This window comes from Pantoea sp. YR525, from assembly GCF_900116775.1.
GTDB classification, from domain to species: Bacteria; Pseudomonadota; Gammaproteobacteria; order Enterobacterales; family Enterobacteriaceae; genus Pantoea; species Pantoea symbiotica.
In genome coordinates this window covers 720,468-739,467 of sequence record NZ_FPBU01000001.1, presented here as the reverse complement: position 1 = coordinate 739,467, position 19,000 = coordinate 720,468, and the positions used below count along the sequence as shown (strand labels likewise).

The window sequence follows — 19,000 nt, the reverse complement described above, 5'->3', positions numbered from 1 at the left end:
ACAAAACCCGGAACGGACGCTGTCGCCATGAATGGCGATCTTGCCGTTTGCGTAGGGTCGCCATTTATGGCGACCTTCTTAAAGCAGGCACAAAAAAACCAGCCCGCAGGCTGGATCTTCACATCATAACCGCGATTACAGGCTGGTGGTCGGCTGCGCCGCTGGCGCTGCACCGTTGATACCTTGCGGTGTCATTGGCTCTTCTTTCGGCAATGCGTCAGAAGACTCCTGAACCGGAACCGGTGCTGGCTGAACTTCGCCTGCTGGACCGTTAATCTTGATCGGCATACCGTTACGCGCCTGGATAGCGTTGTTGACCGCATCCTGGTTGGTGCTGGCATCGGCAATCACTTTGGTCACAGCGGAAGTCAGGTTGATCGGCACCACTTCACGTGAGTTGAACTGCTCTTCGGTGGTCGACAGCGGATTGTGCACTTCCACATAGCGCGAACCATCTGGCTCAACGGTGGCTTTCACCGGCTGATCGATGAACTGAACGCGCGTACCAACCGGCACGTTGTCGAACAGCCATTTGATGTCGTCAGCGCGCAGACGCACACAGCCGTGGCTCACGCGCAGGCCGATACCGAAGTTGGCGTTAGTGCCGTGAATCGCATACAGGCGGCCGATATAGAGCGCGTGCAGGCCCATCGGGTTATCCGGGCCAGCCGGGAACACCGCAGGAATGCTCTCGCCGCGTGCCGCATACTCTGCGTGCATCGCTTTGGTTGGCGTCCAGGTTGGGCCATCTTTCTTACGCTCAACCGCAGTAGTCCAGTTGATCGGCGTATCTTTACCCAGCTCGCCGATACCGATTGGCAGCACGACTACAGTCTTGGTGCCTTTCGGATAGTAATAAAGACGCATCTCAGCGCTGTTGATCACGATGCCTTCACGCGGCGCGTCAGGCAGAATCAGCTGCTGTGGGATGATCATTTTAGTGCCAGCTTTCGGCAGATAAACGTCAACGCCCGGATTGGCTTCCAGCATGTTGCTGAGGCCCATCTGATACTGAGCAGCAAAGGCTTCCAGCGGAAGTTTGCTGTCATCAGGTACGGTGATTTCAATGTTTTCGCCGATCAGACGGCTGTTAGCCGGCGGCAGCGGATAGACTACTGCAAATGCCGACTGGCTGAACGCCGCCAGTGCGAGGGCGAGTGAAGCGAACGCGCGAATGCTCATTTTCATGTTTTTCAAGTCGTTATGGCCATGTTTCAGGCTTGTCAGTGTGTCGAATCCATCGTGGTCAGTATGACCCGCTGCGCATTATATGTGCATTGACGCATTGATGGAAATCAGGATTTTTACTGGCTGCAGATACTTTACGCAATTCCTTGTCTTTACCAGACAATTCTCTTGGATTCGCAGCCCAAAATGTGAATTTTCACGGCTGCCACAGCGTCACTTCATTACTCAGTTTACGATTGAGGAAAAAAGCGGCACTGATTAATGCAAGATGCGTCAACGCCTGCGGCATGTTACCCAATGCTTCGCCGTGCGAAGTGAACTCTTCGGCATACAGACCGAGCGGATTGGCGTAACTCAGCAGCTTTTCAAACTCAAAATGCGCCTCATGTACGCGACCCGCACGCGCCAGACACTCCACATACCAGAATGAACAGGCGGCAAAGGATCCTTCGCCACCGGTTAAAGCATCGGCAGGCGTCTCGTGAATGTTATAGCGTCGAACTAAACCGTCGCTCACCAGATGCGTTTTAATCGCGTCCAGCGTCGAAATCCAGTCGGGATCGGTGGAGCTGACAAAGCGCACCAGCGGCATCAGCAGCATCGACGCATCAAGGAAGGTTCCGCCGCGCGTGGCGGTGAAATGGCCCAGTTCCGGGTTCCAGAAGTTCTGCCAGATATCATCGCGGATCTCGCTGCGCACCTTATCCCAGCGTTCGTACGGCATCGGCAATGAACGTTTCATGCCCAATCGCAGCGCACGATCGAGCGCCACCCAACACATCAGGCGTGAATGCAGAAAATGCTCCGGCTCACCGCGCATCTCCCAGATGCCGGCATCGGGCTGATTCCAGTTAACGCAGACGTAATCGATCATATCGGAGACGTACTTCCAGCCGCGATGTGAAATCGCCTCGCCATATTTGTTGGCGAGATAAATGGCATCCATCAGCTCGCCGTAAATATCGAGCTGCGTCTGACGCCAGGCATCATTGCCGATGCGCACCGGGCGTGAATTGGCGTAGCCGGAAAGATTGAGCAACTCGGTTTCGTGCAGCTCGGTGCCGCTGTCGAGGCGATACATCACCTGCAGATGCGGCGTGTCGTCGTGGCTGTGCTCGACGCAGCGGCCGACCCATTTGGTGAAGTCACGCGCTTCTTCGGTGTAGCCGAGGCGCATCAGCGCGTACATGCTGAATGAGGCATCGCGGATCCATGAGGCGCGATAATCCCAGTTACGCTCGCCGCCCAACTCTTCCGGTAAGCCAAAGGTGGCGGCTGCGGCGATTGAACCGTGCTGATGCGAGGTTAGCAGCTTTAGCGCCAGCGCCGAACGCGTCACCATCTCCTGCCAGCGGCCACGATAGGAACTGTGGCTGCTCCAGCGGCGCCAGTACTGCAGCGTGTCATGGAAACACTGCTCGGTGGCGATCTCGGCCACGTTGGCATCGTCATCGTTACCAAAGACAAATTCAGCGGTTTCACCGGCTTTCAGGGTAAATTCCGCCACCGCGCTGTGATTTTCGCGCGTCATCACCACCGTGGCGCTCAGGCGCAACGTGGGTTGTCCGGGTGCAAGAAACGCAATGCCGCCGGGTCGCAGCTCGGTGGTGGTTTCGGCGCGTGCATAGTCGTGTCGCGGGGCGCACAGCAGATGAAATTTTGCCGTGCCGCGTACCATCTTCACACGACGCACGATACGCGGCACTTTGCTGTGTTCATCGCAAATCGGCATGTAATCGGTGATCTCTGCCACGCCCGCGTCATCCAGCCAGCGGGTTTGCAGAATATTGGTATCCGGCAGGTAAAGCTGCTGCTGGCGGGCATGTTTCCAGTCCGGCGCGAGGGAGAAAAAGCCTGCCTCATCGCTGTCGAGCAGGGCGGCGAAAACCGACGGGCTATCGAGCTCCGGCCAGCACAAATAATCGATGGTGCCGTCATTCGCGATCAGGGCGCAGGTGCGTAAATCACCAATCACACCGTGGTCGTCTATTCTTCGTTTTATCTCGCTCATCGTGCCCCCTAATGCGTATGTAATTGTTAACTATAGACGAAACGGCAGATTCGGCGGCGCCGAGGCACAGAAGGATAACTTCTATACTGTAAAGACACCCTCAATCAGGAGAATGTTATGAGCTCAGGAAAACAGAAAGTCGCTGTGGTCACCGGATCCAGTTCTGGCATTGGTCGCAGCTGTGCGGTGATGCTGGCCGAAGCGGGCTATACGCTTGGCATCACCTGGAGTTCGGATGAAGAGGGCGCCCAGGAAACCGCACGCATGGTGGAGAGCCGTGGACAGCAGGCGCAGGTGCGGCAGGTTGATCTCTCCGATCCGCAAGCTGGCGCGCAGCAACTGGCACAGCTGATCAACTCGCTGGGGCGCATCGACGTGCTGGTGAGCAACGCCGGCGTGATGACCAAAGCCGACTTTCTCGACGTCACCTTTGAGGATTGGCGCAAGGTGTTCAATGTGGATGTCGATGGCGCGTTTCTGTGCGGGCAGATTGCCGCGCGCCATATGGTGGATCAGGGCGACGGCGGACGCATCATCAACATCACCTCGGTGCATGAACACACGCCGCTGCCGGATGCCACTGCTTATACCGCCGCCAAACATGCGCTTGGTGGCCTGACCAAATCGATGGCGTTGAGTCTGTTGCCGCACCACATTCTGGTGAACGCGGTCGCGCCGGGCGCAATTGCCACCGCAATGAACGATATGAAAGATGATCAGCAAGGGCGACGCATGCCGGAAATCCCGATTGGGCGTCCCGGCGATACGCGCGAAGTGGCGAGTTTAGTGGCGTGGCTCTGCTCGGAGTGGGCAACCTATACCACCGGACAATCGTTTATTGTCGACGGTGGTTTTATGCTGGCCAATCCACAGTTTAAAGGTTACCACCAGTAATCAACCGGCGCGGCGGCGGTTCCAGTGGCGAATGATAAAGCGCAGTACGATGCCGAAAATCACCGCTGCCGCCAGCCACAATACCGGCTTGAGGTGCTGATCAATTTTGTGCAGCCACGGCGCGACGATCTGTCCGGCGAAGTAGCCGAGCGAAACAAAGATCAGTGACCACAGCGCTGCGCCAATCACGTTAAGAATAAAGAAGCGCAGCGGCTTGAGATGGCTGGTGCCGATGATGATCGGCCCGACAATACGGAAGCCATACATAAAGCGCACGCCAATCACGAACAGGCTGGGATGTTTGCGAATCAGCCGATTGGCTTTGCCGATGGTTTCCTGATGTTTACTGAAACGGCGCAAAATACGCGTGCCATAACGACGTCCCAGCCAGAACAGCAGCTGATCGCCAATGATGCCGCCCGCCATTGCCGCCAGCACCACGCCGCTGAAGTGCAATAAGCCTTCATGCGCCGCCACACCGCCCAACAGCGTGAACGTTTCCCCTTCGGCGATACAACCAATCAGCAGCGCCAGATAACCGTATTGGGTGATTAATCCATTGATATCGAGATGCAAATTATCCTCCCTGCAAAGTGTGAAATCGCTATTAGTGTATACCAGCGGCTTAATTTGTGTGGTGGCCCGCAAAAACGGCGCTGACGATTATACTTGAGTTAACGCTGCCTCCGTTGATCAGGCCGTTAGCTGTAAGGGCAGCCCATCGCAGCAAAGGAGTAGATGTATGAATCATGTCTGGGGTTTACTGGCGCATCCAGGTCAGGAAATGCGCGATATTAAACAGGAAAATGAGAGCGTTTCGCACCATTACACCCATCATGTTCTGCTAATGGCTGCGATCCCGGTGATCTGCGCCTTTATCGGGACCACGCAACTGGGCTGGAATCTGGGCGAAGGGCAATTCGTACAACTCAATCTACTGACCGGTATCGGTCTCGGCATTCTGTTCTATCTGATTATTCTCGGCGGCGTGGCGGTGATGGGGCGGGTGATCCACTGGATGGCGCGAAACTATCCGCAGCGTCCTAGCCTGCAGCGCTGCACGGTATTTGCCGGCTATGTGGCAACGCCGCTGTTCCTCAGCGGGCTGGTGGCGCTCTATCCGTTGGTATGGCTTTGCGTGCTGGCGGGTGCGGTGGCGCTGGTTTACACCGGTTATCTGCTTTACGTCGGTATCCCGGTGTTCCTGAGCATTGACCGTGAAGAGAGCCTGCGTTTCTCCGGTTCAACGCTGGCGATTGGTGTGCTGGTGTTTGAGGTGCTGCTAGCGCTTACGGTGATTTTGTGGGGTTACGGGCCGCGTTTGTTCTGAGGTTAGCCAGGTCGCCATTCATGGCGACCTTCCAATAAAACGCACCCACCCCGTAGGGTCGCCATTCATGGCGACCTTCCCCTAAAACGCACCCAACCCGTAAGGTCGTCATTCATGGCGACCTTTTTAACGCCCAGAAACAATCTCGATAAGAAATTTCTCAGGTAAGTGCGTATGATACTGCTGCCAGCCCGCATCCTGTCTGGATTGTTGCGGGCGGCCTGTGTCTCAACACAGCGCAAAACTCCTTACCGGATTTTTTTGACACGATGTCTGCAAAAATGCGTATTTCCTTGCTGTCGCTGGCGCTGTTTGTCGCCGCGCCAGCCGCTGTAACGCCCGCGCTGGCTGCGCCGGCGGCACTATCTAACCTGGCGCCGATTGCTCAACCGCAAATCGCCTCCGGCAGTGCCATGATTGTTGATTTGGAAAATGGCAAAGTGCTGTTTTCCAGCCATCCTAACCGCGTACGTCCAATCGCTTCACTCACCAAAGTGATGACGGCGATGGTGGTCCTGGATGCCAAACTGCCGATGGATGAGATGCTGTCGGTGGATATCAGCCATACCGCTGAGATGCGCGGCGTGTTCTCCCGCGTCAAACTGAACAGCGAAATCAGCCGCCGCAACATGCTGCTGCTGGCGCTGATGTCCTCGGAAAACCGTGCTGCCGCCAGCCTGGCGCATCACTATCCAGGCGGTTACGATGCGTTTATCCGCGCCATGAACGCCAAAGCGCGTTCACTCGGCATGACGCACACGCGCTATGTAGAGCCGACGGGCCTGTCGATTCAGAACGTTTCCAGCGCGGAAGACTTGGTTAAGCTGGTGAAAGCCACGCGTCAGTACCCGCTGATTGGCGAGCTGAGTACCACCAAAGAAGATACTGCGGTATTTAAACATCCGAGCTACGCGCTGCCGTTCCGTAACACCAATCATCTGGTGTACAAAAACGACTGGCGTATTCAGCTGACCAAAACCGGTTACACCGATGAAGCCGGGCATTGCCTGGTGATGCGCACGGTGATCAACAACCGTCCGGTGGCGCTGGTGGTGCTGGATGCCTTTGGCAAATACACTCATTTCGCCGATGCTAATCGCCTGCGCGACTGGCTGGAAACCGGCAAAGCCGCACCGGTTCCGGCCGCTGCGCTGGCGTATAAAAAGCAGAAGTCCGGCTTGACCGCCAGCAACAGCGAGGCGGAATAATCACTCGCAGGTAAGCTGCAATCTGTCGTAGGGTCGCCATTCATGGCGACCTGATTTACCCAGGCTACCGACAAAATCTCTTATCGTTAGCGCCAAAGTTTTACACCTTCATTCCTATAGTTTCAGTGTCGGCAACGTCTTAAACTAGCCGCCATTCACGATCGCACTTGCGTTTATCGGCTGTTATTGCGCTGGAATCTCATTCATATGTTCAAGTTTCGTCATCTGTTTACCCCGTTTTTACTGCTGCTTGTGCTGTTAGCCCCCACGCTGAGCGTGGCCGCCGACACACCGCCCAACGATCAGGCAGAAGACGCCGCGCCCAAGGTTAACGCCTCGGTCGAGCTGCCTAAAATGCAGAAAATTCTCGACAAAATTAAAGGCCAGGTCTCAGGCGATACCAATGAAAGCCAGCTCAACCAGCTCAATGAGATGGCGCTGGAGCTCTCCGGTAATGCCGAAACCCTCGGCCAGGCCTTAGTGCCGCAGCGTCAGCAGCTGGATGCCCAGTTAGCGGTGCTCGGCCCGGCACCCAAAGCCGACAGCGGCGTGAAAGAGACGCCCGAAGTGACGCGCAAACGTGCGGCGCTGGAGAGCCAGAAAGCCAAGCTGGACGATCAGATCAAACAAGCTGATGGCATCAAAAACGGTGCGCTGGTGCTGTCATCGCAGATCGTCAACCTGCGTCGTGACCAGCTGAAAAGCCAGCTGGCGCTGAACTCCGGCAGTATCCTCGGCCCGCGTTTCTGGGCGCCGGTGATGAGCAGCCAGGATCTCGATGGCGAGAAGATCAGCGATTTTATCGCCGAATTGCAGGACACCGCCGCGCTGTCGTGGGAGTCGGGCTGGCGTTTTGGCACCATCGCCTGGCTGTTTGCGGCGATGCTGGTGATGACGCTGGGACGCCGCTACAGCGAAGAGTTCTTTGCCTGGGTCAGCATTCATAAAATGCCGGAAGGGCGCTTACGTCGCAGCTTCCTCGCCGCTACCACCGCGCTCACCACGCTGGCGGCGGTGGTACTCACCTTCAACTTCATCGCGCTGGCCTTTACGCGCCGCGACGAAGTCTCTGGCGATGTGCAGGATTTTGTCGAGCGTCTGGTGCAGCTCAGCGTCTATTGCGGCTTGATTGCCGGTTTAGGCCGCGCGTTCCTCTCAACCCGTCGCCCAAGCTGGCGTCTGCCGGCCATCTCCAACGAAGTGGCGCAGGCGCTAAAACCGTTCCCGCCATTCACTGCGGCGCTGGTGTTCGTTTTCCAGACGGTGGAAGCCTTCAACTACAGCGTCGGCACCAGCCTGAATACCACCATTTTTGCTAACGGCTTGACCGCGCTGCTGATCGGCAGCACCGGACTGGCGATCGGCATGCGCATCAACCGCGTACGCCGCCGCATGGTGCAGGAAGGTCATCAGCCTGAAGCACGCTCAACGCTGGTGGGATTGGTGCAGCTGGCGTTGATGCTGACGGCGCTGGGCATTCTGGTTTCGCTGATTATCGGTTACGTCACGCTGGCGCGCTTCCTCAGTTATGAGGTGATTTGGTGCGGCATCTTGTTTGGTTCGTTCTACTTCCTCAGCCATTTGGTGAATGACGGCTGCGAAAGCCTGTTCTCCACCAGCAATGCCACCGGCAAGCGCCTGCAAACCACGCTGAATATCGATGAGCGCTACCTGCAACAGGCGGCGACGCTGCTCAGCGCGCTGGGTAAAACCTTGCTGATTGCGATTCTGGCGCTGGCGCTGCTGAACGGCACCTTTGCCTCATCAACGCCGATTGAGCTGATCCAGAAGGTGATTGAATTCTGGGGCGGTAAAGGGCTGGAGTCGCTGAACATTGTGCCGGCGCACATGGTCAACGCGATTCTTTGTTTGGTGGTGGGGATTTACGTGCTGCGTTCGGTGCGTCGCTGGCTGGATAAAGATTTCCTGCCAAAAACCACCATGGACGTTGGCATGCGCGTGTCGCTGGTGACGCTGTTCAGCAACATCGGTTACGTGCTGATTATCCTGCTGACGCTGTCGATTATGGGCCTGCAGTGGAACAAGCTGGCGTGGATCGTCAGCGCCTTGTCGGTCGGTATCGGTTTTGGTTTGCAGGAGATTGTGAAGAACTTTATCTCCGGCCTGATTCTGTTGACCGAACGTCCGGTAAAAGTGGGCGACTTGGTAAGCATCAGCGGCATTGAAGGGGATATTCGTCGCATCAACGTGCGCGCCACCGAAATTCAGCTGGGCGACAAATCGACGGTGATTGTGCCGAACTCGCAGTTTATCTCGCAGAACGTGCGTAACGCCACCATGGGCAATGCGCAAGGCGTGGTCACCATCTTGCTGACCTTCCCGCTGGATATCGATCCGGTGCGGGTGCGGGAAATTCTGCTGGAAGTGTATCAGGAGAACGAACGTATTCTGGAGACGCCGGAGCCGTCAGTGTCGTTCAAAGATTTGACGCCGGCGGGCATAGTGTTGAGCGTTACCGGCAACGTGGCGGGTCAGCGCCAGATTTCCGGTGCCAAGAGTGATTTGCTGTTCGATATTCTGACGCGTCTGCGCAAAGAGGGCATTATGCTGTCAACGCCGCAAACCATGATTATCGAGCGCCGCGCCATGGCTGCGGCACAAGATCAGCAAAGCGATCCGTTGCCATAAATCCGTAGGGTGGCCATTCATGGCCACCTTAACAACAACCGCTCGGTCTCAAACCTTCACCGCCCAACCTTTCTGTTTACTGGTTTTGCCAATCCCCGGATTAAAACTGTTGGTAGGATCGAGCTGCTGATAAAACGCCTGCAGCTGCGGTTTTGCCTGATACAGATGGCCGACGTTATGTTCGGCCGGATATTCGGCACCGCGCGCGGCTAATATCGCCAGCATCTTCTCTTTCAGCGCATGCGCATCCACGCCTTTTTTCACGATGTAATCCTGATGGAACACGTGGCAGAAGAAGTGGCCGTAATAGAGACGATGGCTTAAATCCTTATCGAACTCGGCCGGCAGGCGCTCAAACCACTCTTCATCATTACGACGCAGCGCGATATCCAGCGCCAGAATGTCTTCCACTTCATCGGCATGCACCGCGTGATAGCGCACCGCAGCACCGGCGGCAGCAAAGCGATGCAGGAACGCGTGCGCGCCCTCTTTGGCGTCGCAGGCGAAGAACGCGCCGCCGCCTTCGCGGAAATATTCGGTCAGATAAGTCTGCGCTTCGGCCACGCCGTCGCCAGACATCTTCAGCATCAGGTGATGCTCGTATTTGTCGCGATACAGTTTAAGGCGCTTAGGCAGATGCGCCGGTAGCCAGCCGCTGACACGCTGTAATAACCGATCGGTGAGATGCGGTTTCACCCAGCTCAGCTTGCTAAGCCAGGCATCCACGCGGCCTTTAAGGGTGAAAAAAAGCGGCATTTTGTCGGTGCCGAGTTTGTCGATCATCACGAAGGTATCTTTGCCGTACACCTCGGCGATGTCGAAAATGTCGCGGTGCATATATTCGCCCGCCACCGGCAGATGGGTAAACTCCGCCAGAATATGGCGGCGAATATCGCCCAGCTCCGCCGGATTGTTGGTGCCGATATAGAACACCTGCTGCTGCGGTTCGGTGGGGAAGGTATCCAGGCGCACGGCAAACACAGCCAGCTTCCCGGCGCAGCCGGAGGCTTCAAACAGACGGCGCTCATCGGCGTTGAAGCGCGCTGGCGTCTCCGCATTAATATCGCGCACGCGCTCGGCGTATTCGTGATCCGAGGCGTGACGCTCGTCCCAGCGCACATCACTCTGCTGCCAGCGATCGTCATCCAGCCGGCCCAACATCTCTTCCGGCGAGTGACCCAGATCGATGCCGAGATGGTTTACCAGCTTGAGTTTGCCGCTGGCATCGATCTGGGCAAAAAGCGCCATTTCGCTGTAGGCCGGACCGCGTTTAATCAGCGATCCGCCCGAGTTATTGCAAATGCCGCCCATCACCGAGGCGCCAATGCAGGAGGAACCAATCACCGAATGCGGTTCGCGTCCAAGCGGCTTCAGCGCTTTTTCCAGCTGATACAGCGTGCTGCCGGGGAAGGCGAGGATCTGTTTGCCGCTGTCGATCAGCTGCAACTTATCCAGACGCAAGGTGCTGATGATTACCACCGGACGATCGTAATCGTTGCCGTTCGGCGTGGAACCTTCGGTCAGACCGGTGTTGGCGGCCTGCATTAAAATGATCGCATCGGCGCTCACCAGCGCCTGCAACGCACGCCACAGCTCGAGCAGTGAACCGGGAAAAATCACCGCCAGCGCTTCGCCTTCGCCGGAGCGAAAACCTTTACGATAGCGCGCGGTTTGCTCCGCATCGGTTAACAGGTTCGACGATCCGACCAGACGACGCAGTTCGGCGAGCAGAGTAGGGTGCGAAGTGTTGTTATTCATTGGCCTATCCTTGTCTTTAACATGGCGCATTTACTGTAGCACGCGTCAGCGACAGGGTCGCGGTGTGACATGGCGGCTACCTGCTATCCTCATCTTGTGGCAAACTGCCCCGGTTATTTCGATATTGCGCAGTCACTTAAGAGAACCCGACCTGATGAAATGGATTTACTCTGTTAGCCTCGCTGTCTCCTTAGCCATGCAACCCGCTTTCGCGGACGACTTGTTTGGCCCACATCCGATGACTGAACAGGCGCGCGACGCCTTTGTGAATCAGCTGCTCAGCAAAATGACCCTTGATGAAAAAATCGGGCAGATGCGTTTGATCAGCGTAGGACCGGATACGCCAAAATCGGCGGTTCGCGACATGATTCAGCATGGTCAGGTCGGGGCAATTTTCAACACCGTGACGCGTCAGGATATTCGCGCCATGCAGGATCAGGTGATGCAGCTCAGTCGCCTGAAAATTCCGCTGTTCTTCGCCTATGACGTAGTGCACGGTCAGCGCACCATCTTCCCGATTCCACTCGGCCTGGCGGCAAGCTGGGATCTGGATGCCATTGCCGAGGTGGGACGCGTCTCTGCTTATGAAGCCGCAGATGATGGCCTGAATATGACGTGGGCACCGATGGTTGATGTGTCACGCGAACCTCGTTGGGGACGCGGCTCGGAAGGCTTCGGCGAAGACACCTTCCTCAGCGCGCAAATGGGCAGCAGCATGGTCAAAGCCATGCAGGGCAAAAGCGCGGCGGATCGCTTCTCGATCATGACCAGCGTGAAGCACTTCGCGGCCTACGGCGCAGTGGAAGGCGGACGTGATTACAACACCGTCGACATGAGCCCGCAGCGCCTGTTCCAGGATTATCTGCCGCCGTACAAAGCATCACTGGATGCCGGCAGCGGTGGCGTGATGGTGGCGCTCAACTCGCTGAATGGCACGCCGGCCACGGCGGACAGTTGGCTGCTGAAAGATATCCTTCGCGGCGACTGGAAGTTCAAAGGCATCACCATTAGCGATCACGGTGCGATTAAAGAACTGATTAAACACGGTGTAGCCAGCGATCCGCAGGATGCGGTGCGCATTGCGATGAAATCAGGCATCGACATGAGCATGAGCGACGAATACTACAGCAAATACCTGCCGGGCCTGGTGAAGAGCGGCGCGGTGAGCATGGCGGAAGTGGATGATGCCGCGCGCCATGTACTGAACGTCAAATATGACATGGGCCTGTTTAACGATCCTTACAGCCATTTAGGACCGAAGGAGAGCGATCCGCAGGACACTAATGCCGAAAGTCGTTTGCACCGCGCCGAAGCGCGTGATGTGGCGCGCAAAAGCATTGTGTTGCTGAAAAACTGGCGTGAAACGCTGCCGCTGAAGAAAGACGCCACCATTGCCTTGGTGGGACCGTTAGCGGATAGCCAGCGCGACATCATGGGCAGCTGGTCGGCCGCTGGCGTAGCGAAACAATCGATCCCGCTGCTGCAAGGCATGCGTAATGCGATGGCCGGCAAAGGCACGGTGCTGTATGCCAAAGGTGCGAACATCAGCGACAACAAAGGCATTCAGGACTTCCTCAATCTGTATGAGCAAGCGGTAAGCGTGGATAAGCGTTCGCCGCAGGAGCTGATTGATGAAGCGGTAGCACAGGCGAAAAAAGCTGATGTGGTGGTGGCCGCCGTCGGTGAAGCGCAAGGCATGGCGCACGAAGCCTCCAGCCGCAGCGATCTCGTCATTCCACCTAGCCAACAGAAGCTGCTGGCGGCGCTGAAAGCCACCGGTAAACCGCTGGTAATCGTGCTGATGAACGGCCGTCCGCTGACGGTGGTCAATGAAGATAAACAAGCCGATGCGATGCTGGAAACCTGGTTCAGCGGCACCGAAGGCGGCAACGCGATCGCTGATGTGCTGTTCGGCGATTACAACCCGTCAGGCAAATTGCCGGTCTCCTTCCCGCGTTCCGTGGGCCAGATTCCGATTTACTACAACCATTTGCCAACCGGTCGTCCGTACAACTTTGCTAAGCCGAACAAGTACACTTCGCATTACTACGATGCGGTGAACGGTCCGCTTTATCCGTTTGGTTACGGTCTGAGCTACACCACCTTCAGCGTATCGCCGGTGAAGATGTCGTCACGCACCATGCCGCGTAACGGCTCGGTGGAAGCGTCAGTGACCGTCACCAACAGCGGTAAACGCGATGGCGCAACCGTGGTGCAGCTCTATCTTAACGATCCGGTGGCCAGCATCAGCCGTCCGGTGCAGGAGCTGCGTGGCTTCCAGCGCATCATGCTGAAAGCCGGTGAATCCCAGACCGTGAAGTTTAAAATCGACGTTGATGCGCTGAAATTCTGGAACCAGAAGATGCAGCACATCGCCGAGCCGGGCAAAATCAACGTAATGATTGGACTGGATTCGGTGCGCACTCAGGATGCGCAGTTTGATTATCTGTAATCGCTGATGCCCCTCACCCTAACCCTCTCCCGCACGCGGGAGAGGGAACCGATGGGTGCGGTATTCAATCCCGGCGCGATCCTCTCCCTCTCCCGCTTGCGCGAGAGGGCCGGGGTGAGGGCATTAACCGCACAAGCACAAACCCATGAACATCCGCGAACGCATCCAACAGCAAGTCTTCCGCCTCAACGGCCTGTCACTCAACGAATTCGACATCTCGCAACCGCCTGGCGATCCCGGCTTATTTGGCCCGGACCACGTTATCTGGCGCGTCCACGGCGACTTCACCTCCATGCTGTGCGGCGGCATCAGCGCCTTGATGCTGCAAATGCTGCATCCGGCGGCGCTGGCGGGCGTGTGGGATCACTCCAATTTCCGTCAGGACATGATGGGGCGCCTGCGCCGCACCAGCCAGTTTATTGCCGTCACCACTTTCGGTAATACCGCCGATGCCAATATCTTGATCGACCGCGTCAAACGTATCCACCTGCGCGTCACCGGTGTTGATAACGCGGGCAAGCCGTATGCCGCCAGCGATCCGCATCTGCTCACCTGGGTGCACGTCGCGGAAACCAGCCGTTTTCTGGCGGCGCATTTGCGCTATAAGAATCCGCAGCTCAGCCTCGCCGATCAGGATCGCTATTATCAGGAAGCGGCATTAGTTGCCGAAGCGCTAGGTGCGCAGCGGGTGCCGAAAAGCGTGCAGGCGGTTGAAGCGTATCTACAGATGATGCGGCCTGAGTTGATCTGCGATGCGCGCACGCTGGAGGTGATGCAGTTATTGATTAACGCGCCCGCGCCCAGCTGGCAGGCAAAACCGGCAATGCGCGTGATGCTGAAAGCGGGAATGGGATTGTTACCGGACTGGGCGCAACAGCAGATCCAGCAGCCGGTTGCGCCGCTGACGCAGTGGCGGGTGGATCGGGAAATGGCGGTGATCGCCGCACTGCTGCGCTGGTCGATTCAGCGCGGTGCTTATACCCGCGCCATGCAGCGCATGGGCCGCTGAAGGTTACAGATGCAGCTCATCCTGCTTGTTCGTGTAGGTGCGCGGCGTGCGCGCTTGACGTTTTAACGCCAGCTGACGTTGCTGATAATGATGCAGCAACATGCCGAGCCCGAGGCCAATCAGCGCCAGCGGCAACAAGCTGTAATAGATATCAATCGGTAATAACACCAGCAATGCCACGCCGCTTAGCAACAAGGTCAGCGACGACATCACCCACGTATAGCGGATAAACAGCCACACCAACATCACGAAAATAACCACATCCCGCAGGTTCAGATCGAGGTTTTGCAGCACCATGATGGCAGCTCCAAAGAGGCGAATGTGCAAACAATATCACGCGAAATTGTAAAAGAATCGCAAATTAATCTGAAGCTTGTCAGCCAGTTAAGCGGCGATTCATAAGCCGCTCTCATCTATTTCCCACCGCACTTTGAGAGTTTTACCCTTGTGTCACATGGCACGAGTGCCGATCCTGCTCTATTCTCGGGGAAAATGGATTCCTCCAGGTAATATCGAGGCGTTATGACCCACCAACCTCTGATTGCTGAGGTGCCGAATCAGCAACACACACTAACCGCGATCGTCGAGCAGGATGCGCGTACGGCCTATTTTTACATCTGGCCGAATGACCTGTTTCGCAGCCAATATGCGGTGCGCGGCTGCTGGCTGCGTAACCTGCTGCCGGCACCCGCGCAGGAAGATCGTGAAGCGATGGAGCAGGGCATCGCGCCGCTGCTGAGTGCCGAGTATTGCCGCACGCTGGAAGCCGAGCCGATGCTCGATCCTGCGGGATTACAGGTGCTGTGGGAGCCCAGCGACGATGGAGCAGCGCTGTGGTATTACGGCCAGCTGCTGGCGGTGATCCCCGGCTGGAGCCTGTATCAGGATAAACAGGTGAGTTTTTCTGCTGCCTGCATCAAAGAGAATCGCCTGACCGCGCCGCTTGGATCGGCCTCCACCAACGATTACTACGCGCGCGCTGAACAGCAGCGCCACTTCTGGCGCGACTGGCACGACGGCCATTTGTGGGATGTGGTGCAGCGCGAGCTGATGCAGTGTTATCAGGCGCAGTTTGGCGAGTCGGTAAAATATTACTCCATCGATCAGGGCAACTGGCCGCCGATGGCGATTTCGCAGCACTTGCACAATGGCGTTTGGTACTTCCTCACCTTGGGCATGGGAATTCGCCCGATGCCGCAGGTGGATCATCTGTTTGACGAGCTGGCCCCGCAGTATCGCCGCGTTGAGCTGGCGATGGCGGTAGACGGTGAAGTGATGACCGAAGCCAACGCGGTGCAGATGGCGAGCGCGCTGGCTGAGTTTGCCCATCTGCCTTGGGCGCGCCTGACCTGGATTGGCGAAGGACATACGCTGGCGTCGGAAGTGGCACCGGTGGGCTTTGAAAGTTTCCTGCTGGCGAATGATTTAGCGCCCGAAGCGGCGCAGTTCCGCTTGCCAAAACGCGATGGCGATCGCGTGAATCTGCTGTGGTCCACGCCGATTACCGAAGCCGAACGCCAGTTTGCTCAGGCTGACGATCGAGGTGGACAACAGCTGCTGCAACGTTTGCTGGCGGACGGCAATAATCATGTCTTCCGGCCACGGCAGGAAGTGGTGGAAACCCCCGCACCGTAAATCAGGTCGGCATCAATGCCGACCCTACGATTTTAAATTATCACCCAAATCAACTATTTCACTGCTTTGTGATCCCGCTCACCTCAAGTTCCCCATTAACACGCCGTTAACCTCGATCAGGCAACTCGCCAACCAGGGTAAGGGCACACATAATGTTCAAAACAACACAATCCCGTTTCACCGCGACACTTGTCGCCTTTTTTGCCGGTCTGATGCTGGTTACCGTACTGGTAATCAATCAGTTCATCGCGCCGCAACTCTCACACAACGAAAGTCGTCTGGTGCGTTACGAAGTGGACGGTCTGGCCGGTCGCATTGTCGAGCAGATGAACCGCGTACAGGCGCAGCAGCGCGCCATTACCGAAGCCGCAGGCGTGATGGACAGCGCAGCCATCGATACCTTGCTGCCCGCCTTAGTTAACCAATATCAGGACAGCAATGTGTTCGGCGGCGGCATCTGGCCGTTACCAAACCGTCGCGATCCGGCCAAAGAGAAGAACAGCTCGTTCTTTGCGCGCAACGCCAGCAACCAGCTGCAGGTCAACACCTACTGGAACTCGGATGCCGCCGACAAATACTGGGAGCAATCCTGGTATAAAGATGGTTTAGCCGCGCCTAAAGGCCAGTGCGCCTGGGCGAAAGCCTATCAGGATGCTGCCAGCCCGCAGCCGCGTACCAACTGCGCAATGGCGATCTATCGCGATGGCACCGCGTGGGGTGTGGCGACGATTGACGTGACGCTCGGCTTCTTCAACCAGCTGGCAAAACAGATGGGTGAGGCGATTCAGGGCCGCGTACTGATCGTTGAAGCTGATGGCAAAGTGGTGGGTAACGCCGCGCTGGTAGATGGCGCGCCGAAGCTGGAAAACCTCGCGGATACCCAGCTGCCGATGGCGTCTGCTTTAAAAGGTTTGTTGGCGCAGGCGGGCAGTCAGCCCGCGCAAACCACCTTTGAAGGTGAAGATGGCGAACACACGCTGTTCGTGCAGGCGATTGCCGGCAGCCCGTGGTATCTCGCCAGTGATGTGCCGTCCAGCTTGCTGGATGCACAAACCCACAGCATGTTGACGCGTCTTGGTCTGGTGCAGATTCCTCTGGCGGTGATCCTGCTACTGGTGCTGCTTGGCTTCGTGCGAGCCATGATGAAACGTCTCGCCGTGCTGAACAGCAACATTGAAGCCTTATCAACCGGCGGCGCCGATTTGACGCAGCGTCTGCCTGCCAGTAACAGCCCGGAATTCAATGCCGTGGCGCAGAGCTTCAACCAGTTCATCGCCTATCTGCAAGGCCTGATGCGTCAGGTGGGCGACAGCGCGCTGGCGATTACGGCGGCTTCGCGTGAAATCGCCAGCGGCAACGCCGATCTCTCGGCGCGTACCGAATCGCAAGCCAGTTCGATTGTTGAAACGGCGGCGTCGATGGAAGAGCTGACCGGCACGGTGCGGCAGAACGCCGACAACGCCACGCACGCAAACCAGCTGGCGGATGGCGCGTCGCAGGTTGCCGCGCGCGGCACCGAAGTAGTGCGTCAGGTGGTCACCACCATGGGCGCGATCAATCACTCTTCGCGCAAAGTGGTCGATATCATCAGCGTCATCGACAGCATCGCCTTCCAGACCAACATCCTGGCGCTGAACGCTGCGGTAGAAGCGGCGCGCGCCGGTGAACAGGGGCGCGGTTTTGCCGTGGTGGCATCGGAAGTGCGCAACCTGGCACAGCGTTCAGCTAACTCGGCGCGTGAAATTAAGAAGCTGATTGAGGAGTCGGTGGCGAATATTGATACCGGCAGCCAGCTGGTGGAGCAGGCCGGGCAAACCATGGATGAGCTGATGCAGGGCGTCATCAGCGTGACCACGCTGATGAGCGAAATCATGTCGGCCAGCCGTGAGCAGAGCATGGGCATCGATCAGGTGAACGTGGCGATTACTCAGCTGGATGGCAGTACCCAGCAGAACGCCGCGCTGGTCGAGCAGGTTTCCGCCGCCGCGCAGTCGATGCAGCAGCAGAGCGTGCAGCTGGAGCAGGTGGTGCAGAGCTTTAAATTGTAAGTTTTGTGGAAGCGGTCGCCATAAATGGCGACCCTACAAAATCTCCCGGCCGTCGAAAAATTGCGGCCGGCACAACTCTCCCGTAGGGTCGCCATTTATGGCGAGCTTCTCACCCTCCGCACACATCTCCTCCATTAACGCCGTTCCCCGCCTTTTTATGCTGAATTGCCCGCCGGCTGCTACGCTTTAATGTGCCCACGTTAACGCACGGAATGTGCGCTATTTCCTCCATCAACCCTGTGGAGGTTGTGTACAATAGCTGCGAATTTTCCGAAGGAGTTGTCATGCCCGCCATTGAAGTTATTCTCGTTGACCACCTCGATCGTCCTATCGGCAAAATGGAAAAGCTGGAAGTGCATGAAAAAGGATTGCTGCATCGCGCGGTGACGGTTTACGTGTTCAATTCGCGCCATGAAGTGTTGCTGCAGCGCCGTGCCAGCAGTAAATATCACTGTGGTGGCTTGTGGAGTAACACCTGCTGCAGTCATCCCTATCCGCAGGAATCAACGCGCGACGCCGCCGAGCGCCGTTTGCGTGAAGAGATGGGCATGAATGTGGCGTTAACGCCGGTGTTTGAGCTGAGCTACAACCTGCCGCTGAGCAACGGGTTAACCGAGCATGAATATGGCCACGTGTTCTTCGCCATCAGCGACGAGAAGCCGGTATTGAATCCCGAAGAAGCCGATGCGTGGTGTTATCGTTCGATTGCGCAGATTCAGCAGGAGATGCACGAGAATCCGGCGCAGTTCACGCCGTGGTTTTTGCACACCTTCCCGCGAATCCCCAATACGCTTGGGGAGTTTCGCCTGACGGCGTAA

14 protein-coding genes are annotated in these 19,000 nt (G+C 57.0%); 9 read left to right on the top strand and 5 right to left on the bottom strand.

Going from position 1 to position 19,000, the window contains the following annotated elements; translation table 11 throughout:
- Positions 1 to 135: 135 nt before the first annotated feature.
- Together BM323_RS03390 and BM323_RS03385 are read right to left on the bottom strand one after the other, a co-directional pair.
- Positions 136 to 1,188 carry a L,D-transpeptidase family protein gene (locus tag BM323_RS03390; RefSeq protein ID WP_008102664.1) on the bottom strand — a complete coding sequence of 351 codons (1,053 nt, stop codon included), beginning with the start codon at positions 1,186 to 1,188 and terminating at the stop codon, positions 136 to 138.
- A gap of 196 nt (positions 1,189 to 1,384) precedes the next feature.
- Positions 1,385 to 3,199 (bottom strand): glycoside hydrolase family 15 protein, encoded by a 1,815-nt coding sequence (locus BM323_RS03385; protein WP_008102661.1) that lies wholly within the window; start codon positions 3,197 to 3,199, stop codon positions 1,385 to 1,387.
- A 117-nt stretch (positions 3,200 to 3,316) separates the two neighbouring features.
- On the opposite strand from BM323_RS03385, the gene BM323_RS03380 reads away from it, so the two are divergent.
- Positions 3,317 to 4,093, top strand: coding sequence for an SDR family oxidoreductase (locus BM323_RS03380; protein ID WP_008102660.1), 777 nt, complete (start codon positions 3,317 to 3,319; stop codon positions 4,091 to 4,093).
- Here BM323_RS03380 and BM323_RS03375 read toward each other — a convergent pair whose 3' ends face one another.
- Positions 4,094 to 4,669 carry a DedA family protein gene (locus BM323_RS03375; RefSeq protein ID WP_008102658.1) on the bottom strand — a complete coding sequence of 192 codons (576 nt, stop codon included), beginning with the start codon at positions 4,667 to 4,669 and terminating at the stop codon, positions 4,094 to 4,096.
- Between the two features lie 166 nt (positions 4,670 to 4,835).
- Here BM323_RS03375 and BM323_RS03370 point away from each other — a divergent pair, with 166 nt between their 5' ends.
- The 3 genes from BM323_RS03370 (at position 4,836) to BM323_RS03360 (ending at position 9,280) form a co-directional block, all read left to right on the top strand.
- Positions 4,836 to 5,423 carry a Yip1 family protein gene (locus BM323_RS03370; RefSeq protein WP_008102656.1) on the top strand — a complete coding sequence of 196 codons (588 nt, stop codon included), beginning with the start codon at positions 4,836 to 4,838 and terminating at the stop codon, positions 5,421 to 5,423.
- Positions 5,424 to 5,692: 269 nt separating this feature from the next.
- A complete protein-coding gene (gene pbpG / locus BM323_RS03365) occupies positions 5,693 to 6,631 on the top strand; it encodes a D-alanyl-D-alanine endopeptidase (RefSeq protein ID WP_008102654.1) in 939 nt (312 codons plus the stop codon).
- Between the two features lie 207 nt (positions 6,632 to 6,838).
- Positions 6,839 to 9,280, top strand: coding sequence for a DUF3772 domain-containing protein (locus BM323_RS03360; protein ID WP_008102652.1), 2,442 nt, complete (start codon positions 6,839 to 6,841; stop codon positions 9,278 to 9,280).
- A gap of 48 nt (positions 9,281 to 9,328) precedes the next feature.
- Here BM323_RS03360 and dld read toward each other — a convergent pair whose 3' ends face one another.
- The gene (gene dld, locus BM323_RS03355) at positions 9,329 to 11,038 is read right to left on the bottom strand and encodes a D-lactate dehydrogenase (RefSeq protein WP_008102649.1); all 1,710 of its coding nucleotides are present in this window, start codon (positions 11,036 to 11,038) and stop codon (positions 9,329 to 9,331) included.
- Positions 11,039 to 11,192: 154 nt separating this feature from the next.
- Between dld and bglX the strand changes: the two genes are divergently transcribed.
- Positions 11,193 to 13,490 (top strand): beta-glucosidase BglX, encoded by a 2,298-nt coding sequence (bglX, locus tag BM323_RS03350; RefSeq protein ID WP_008102647.1) that lies wholly within the window; start codon positions 11,193 to 11,195, stop codon positions 13,488 to 13,490.
- 145 nt (positions 13,491 to 13,635) lie between these two features.
- Entirely contained in the window at positions 13,636 to 14,499 is an 864-nt protein-coding gene (locus tag BM323_RS03345; protein WP_008102645.1) for an oxygenase MpaB family protein, read from the top strand.
- Positions 14,500 to 14,502: 3 nt separating this feature from the next.
- Here the strand turns inward: BM323_RS03345 and BM323_RS03340 are convergent, their stop codons facing one another.
- Positions 14,503 to 14,796 carry a hypothetical protein gene (locus BM323_RS03340; RefSeq protein WP_008102643.1) on the bottom strand — a complete coding sequence of 98 codons (294 nt, stop codon included), beginning with the start codon at positions 14,794 to 14,796 and terminating at the stop codon, positions 14,503 to 14,505.
- A 225-nt stretch (positions 14,797 to 15,021) separates the two neighbouring features.
- Here BM323_RS03340 and BM323_RS03335 point away from each other — a divergent pair, with 225 nt between their 5' ends.
- From BM323_RS03335 to idi, 3 genes are all read left to right on the top strand, one after another.
- The gene (locus BM323_RS03335; RefSeq protein ID WP_008102641.1) at positions 15,022 to 16,134 is read left to right on the top strand and encodes a suppressor of fused domain protein; all 1,113 of its coding nucleotides are present in this window, start codon (positions 15,022 to 15,024) and stop codon (positions 16,132 to 16,134) included.
- Positions 16,135 to 16,286: 152 nt separating this feature from the next.
- Complete coding sequence (locus BM323_RS03330) at positions 16,287 to 18,182, top strand: methyl-accepting chemotaxis protein (RefSeq protein WP_008102640.1); 1,896 nt, start codon at positions 16,287 to 16,289, stop codon at positions 18,180 to 18,182.
- A 284-nt stretch (positions 18,183 to 18,466) separates the two neighbouring features.
- Entirely contained in the window at positions 18,467 to 19,000 is a 534-nt protein-coding gene (idi, locus tag BM323_RS03325) for an isopentenyl-diphosphate Delta-isomerase (RefSeq protein WP_008102635.1), read from the top strand.

Excerpts from the sequence above, each read along its gene's own strand:
- pbpG (WP_008102654.1), top strand. The coding sequence starts at position 5,693 with ATGTCTGCAAAAATGCGTATTTCCTTGCTGTCGCTGGCGCTGTTTGTC.
- BM323_RS03345 (WP_008102645.1), top strand. The coding sequence starts at position 13,636 with ATGAACATCCGCGAACGCATCCAACAGCAAGTCTTCCGCCTCAACGGC.
- BM323_RS03385 (WP_008102661.1), bottom strand. The coding sequence starts at position 3,199 with ATGAGCGAGATAAAACGAAGAATAGACGACCACGGTGTGATTGGTGAT.
- BM323_RS03340 (WP_008102643.1), bottom strand. The coding sequence starts at position 14,796 with ATGGTGCTGCAAAACCTCGATCTGAACCTGCGGGATGTGGTTATTTTC.
- BM323_RS03370 (WP_008102656.1), top strand. The coding sequence starts at position 4,836 with ATGAATCATGTCTGGGGTTTACTGGCGCATCCAGGTCAGGAAATGCGC.
- BM323_RS03380 (WP_008102660.1), top strand. The coding sequence starts at position 3,317 with ATGAGCTCAGGAAAACAGAAAGTCGCTGTGGTCACCGGATCCAGTTCT.
- dld (WP_008102649.1), bottom strand. The coding sequence starts at position 11,038 with ATGAATAACAACACTTCGCACCCTACTCTGCTCGCCGAACTGCGTCGT.
- BM323_RS03360 (WP_008102652.1), top strand. The coding sequence starts at position 6,839 with ATGTTCAAGTTTCGTCATCTGTTTACCCCGTTTTTACTGCTGCTTGTG.
- BM323_RS03390 (WP_008102664.1), bottom strand. The coding sequence starts at position 1,188 with ATGAAAATGAGCATTCGCGCGTTCGCTTCACTCGCCCTCGCACTGGCG.
- BM323_RS03330 (WP_008102640.1), top strand. The coding sequence starts at position 16,287 with ATGTTCAAAACAACACAATCCCGTTTCACCGCGACACTTGTCGCCTTT.
- bglX (WP_008102647.1), top strand. The coding sequence starts at position 11,193 with ATGAAATGGATTTACTCTGTTAGCCTCGCTGTCTCCTTAGCCATGCAA.
- BM323_RS03335 (WP_008102641.1), top strand. The coding sequence starts at position 15,022 with ATGACCCACCAACCTCTGATTGCTGAGGTGCCGAATCAGCAACACACA.
- idi (WP_008102635.1), top strand. The coding sequence starts at position 18,467 with ATGCCCGCCATTGAAGTTATTCTCGTTGACCACCTCGATCGTCCTATC.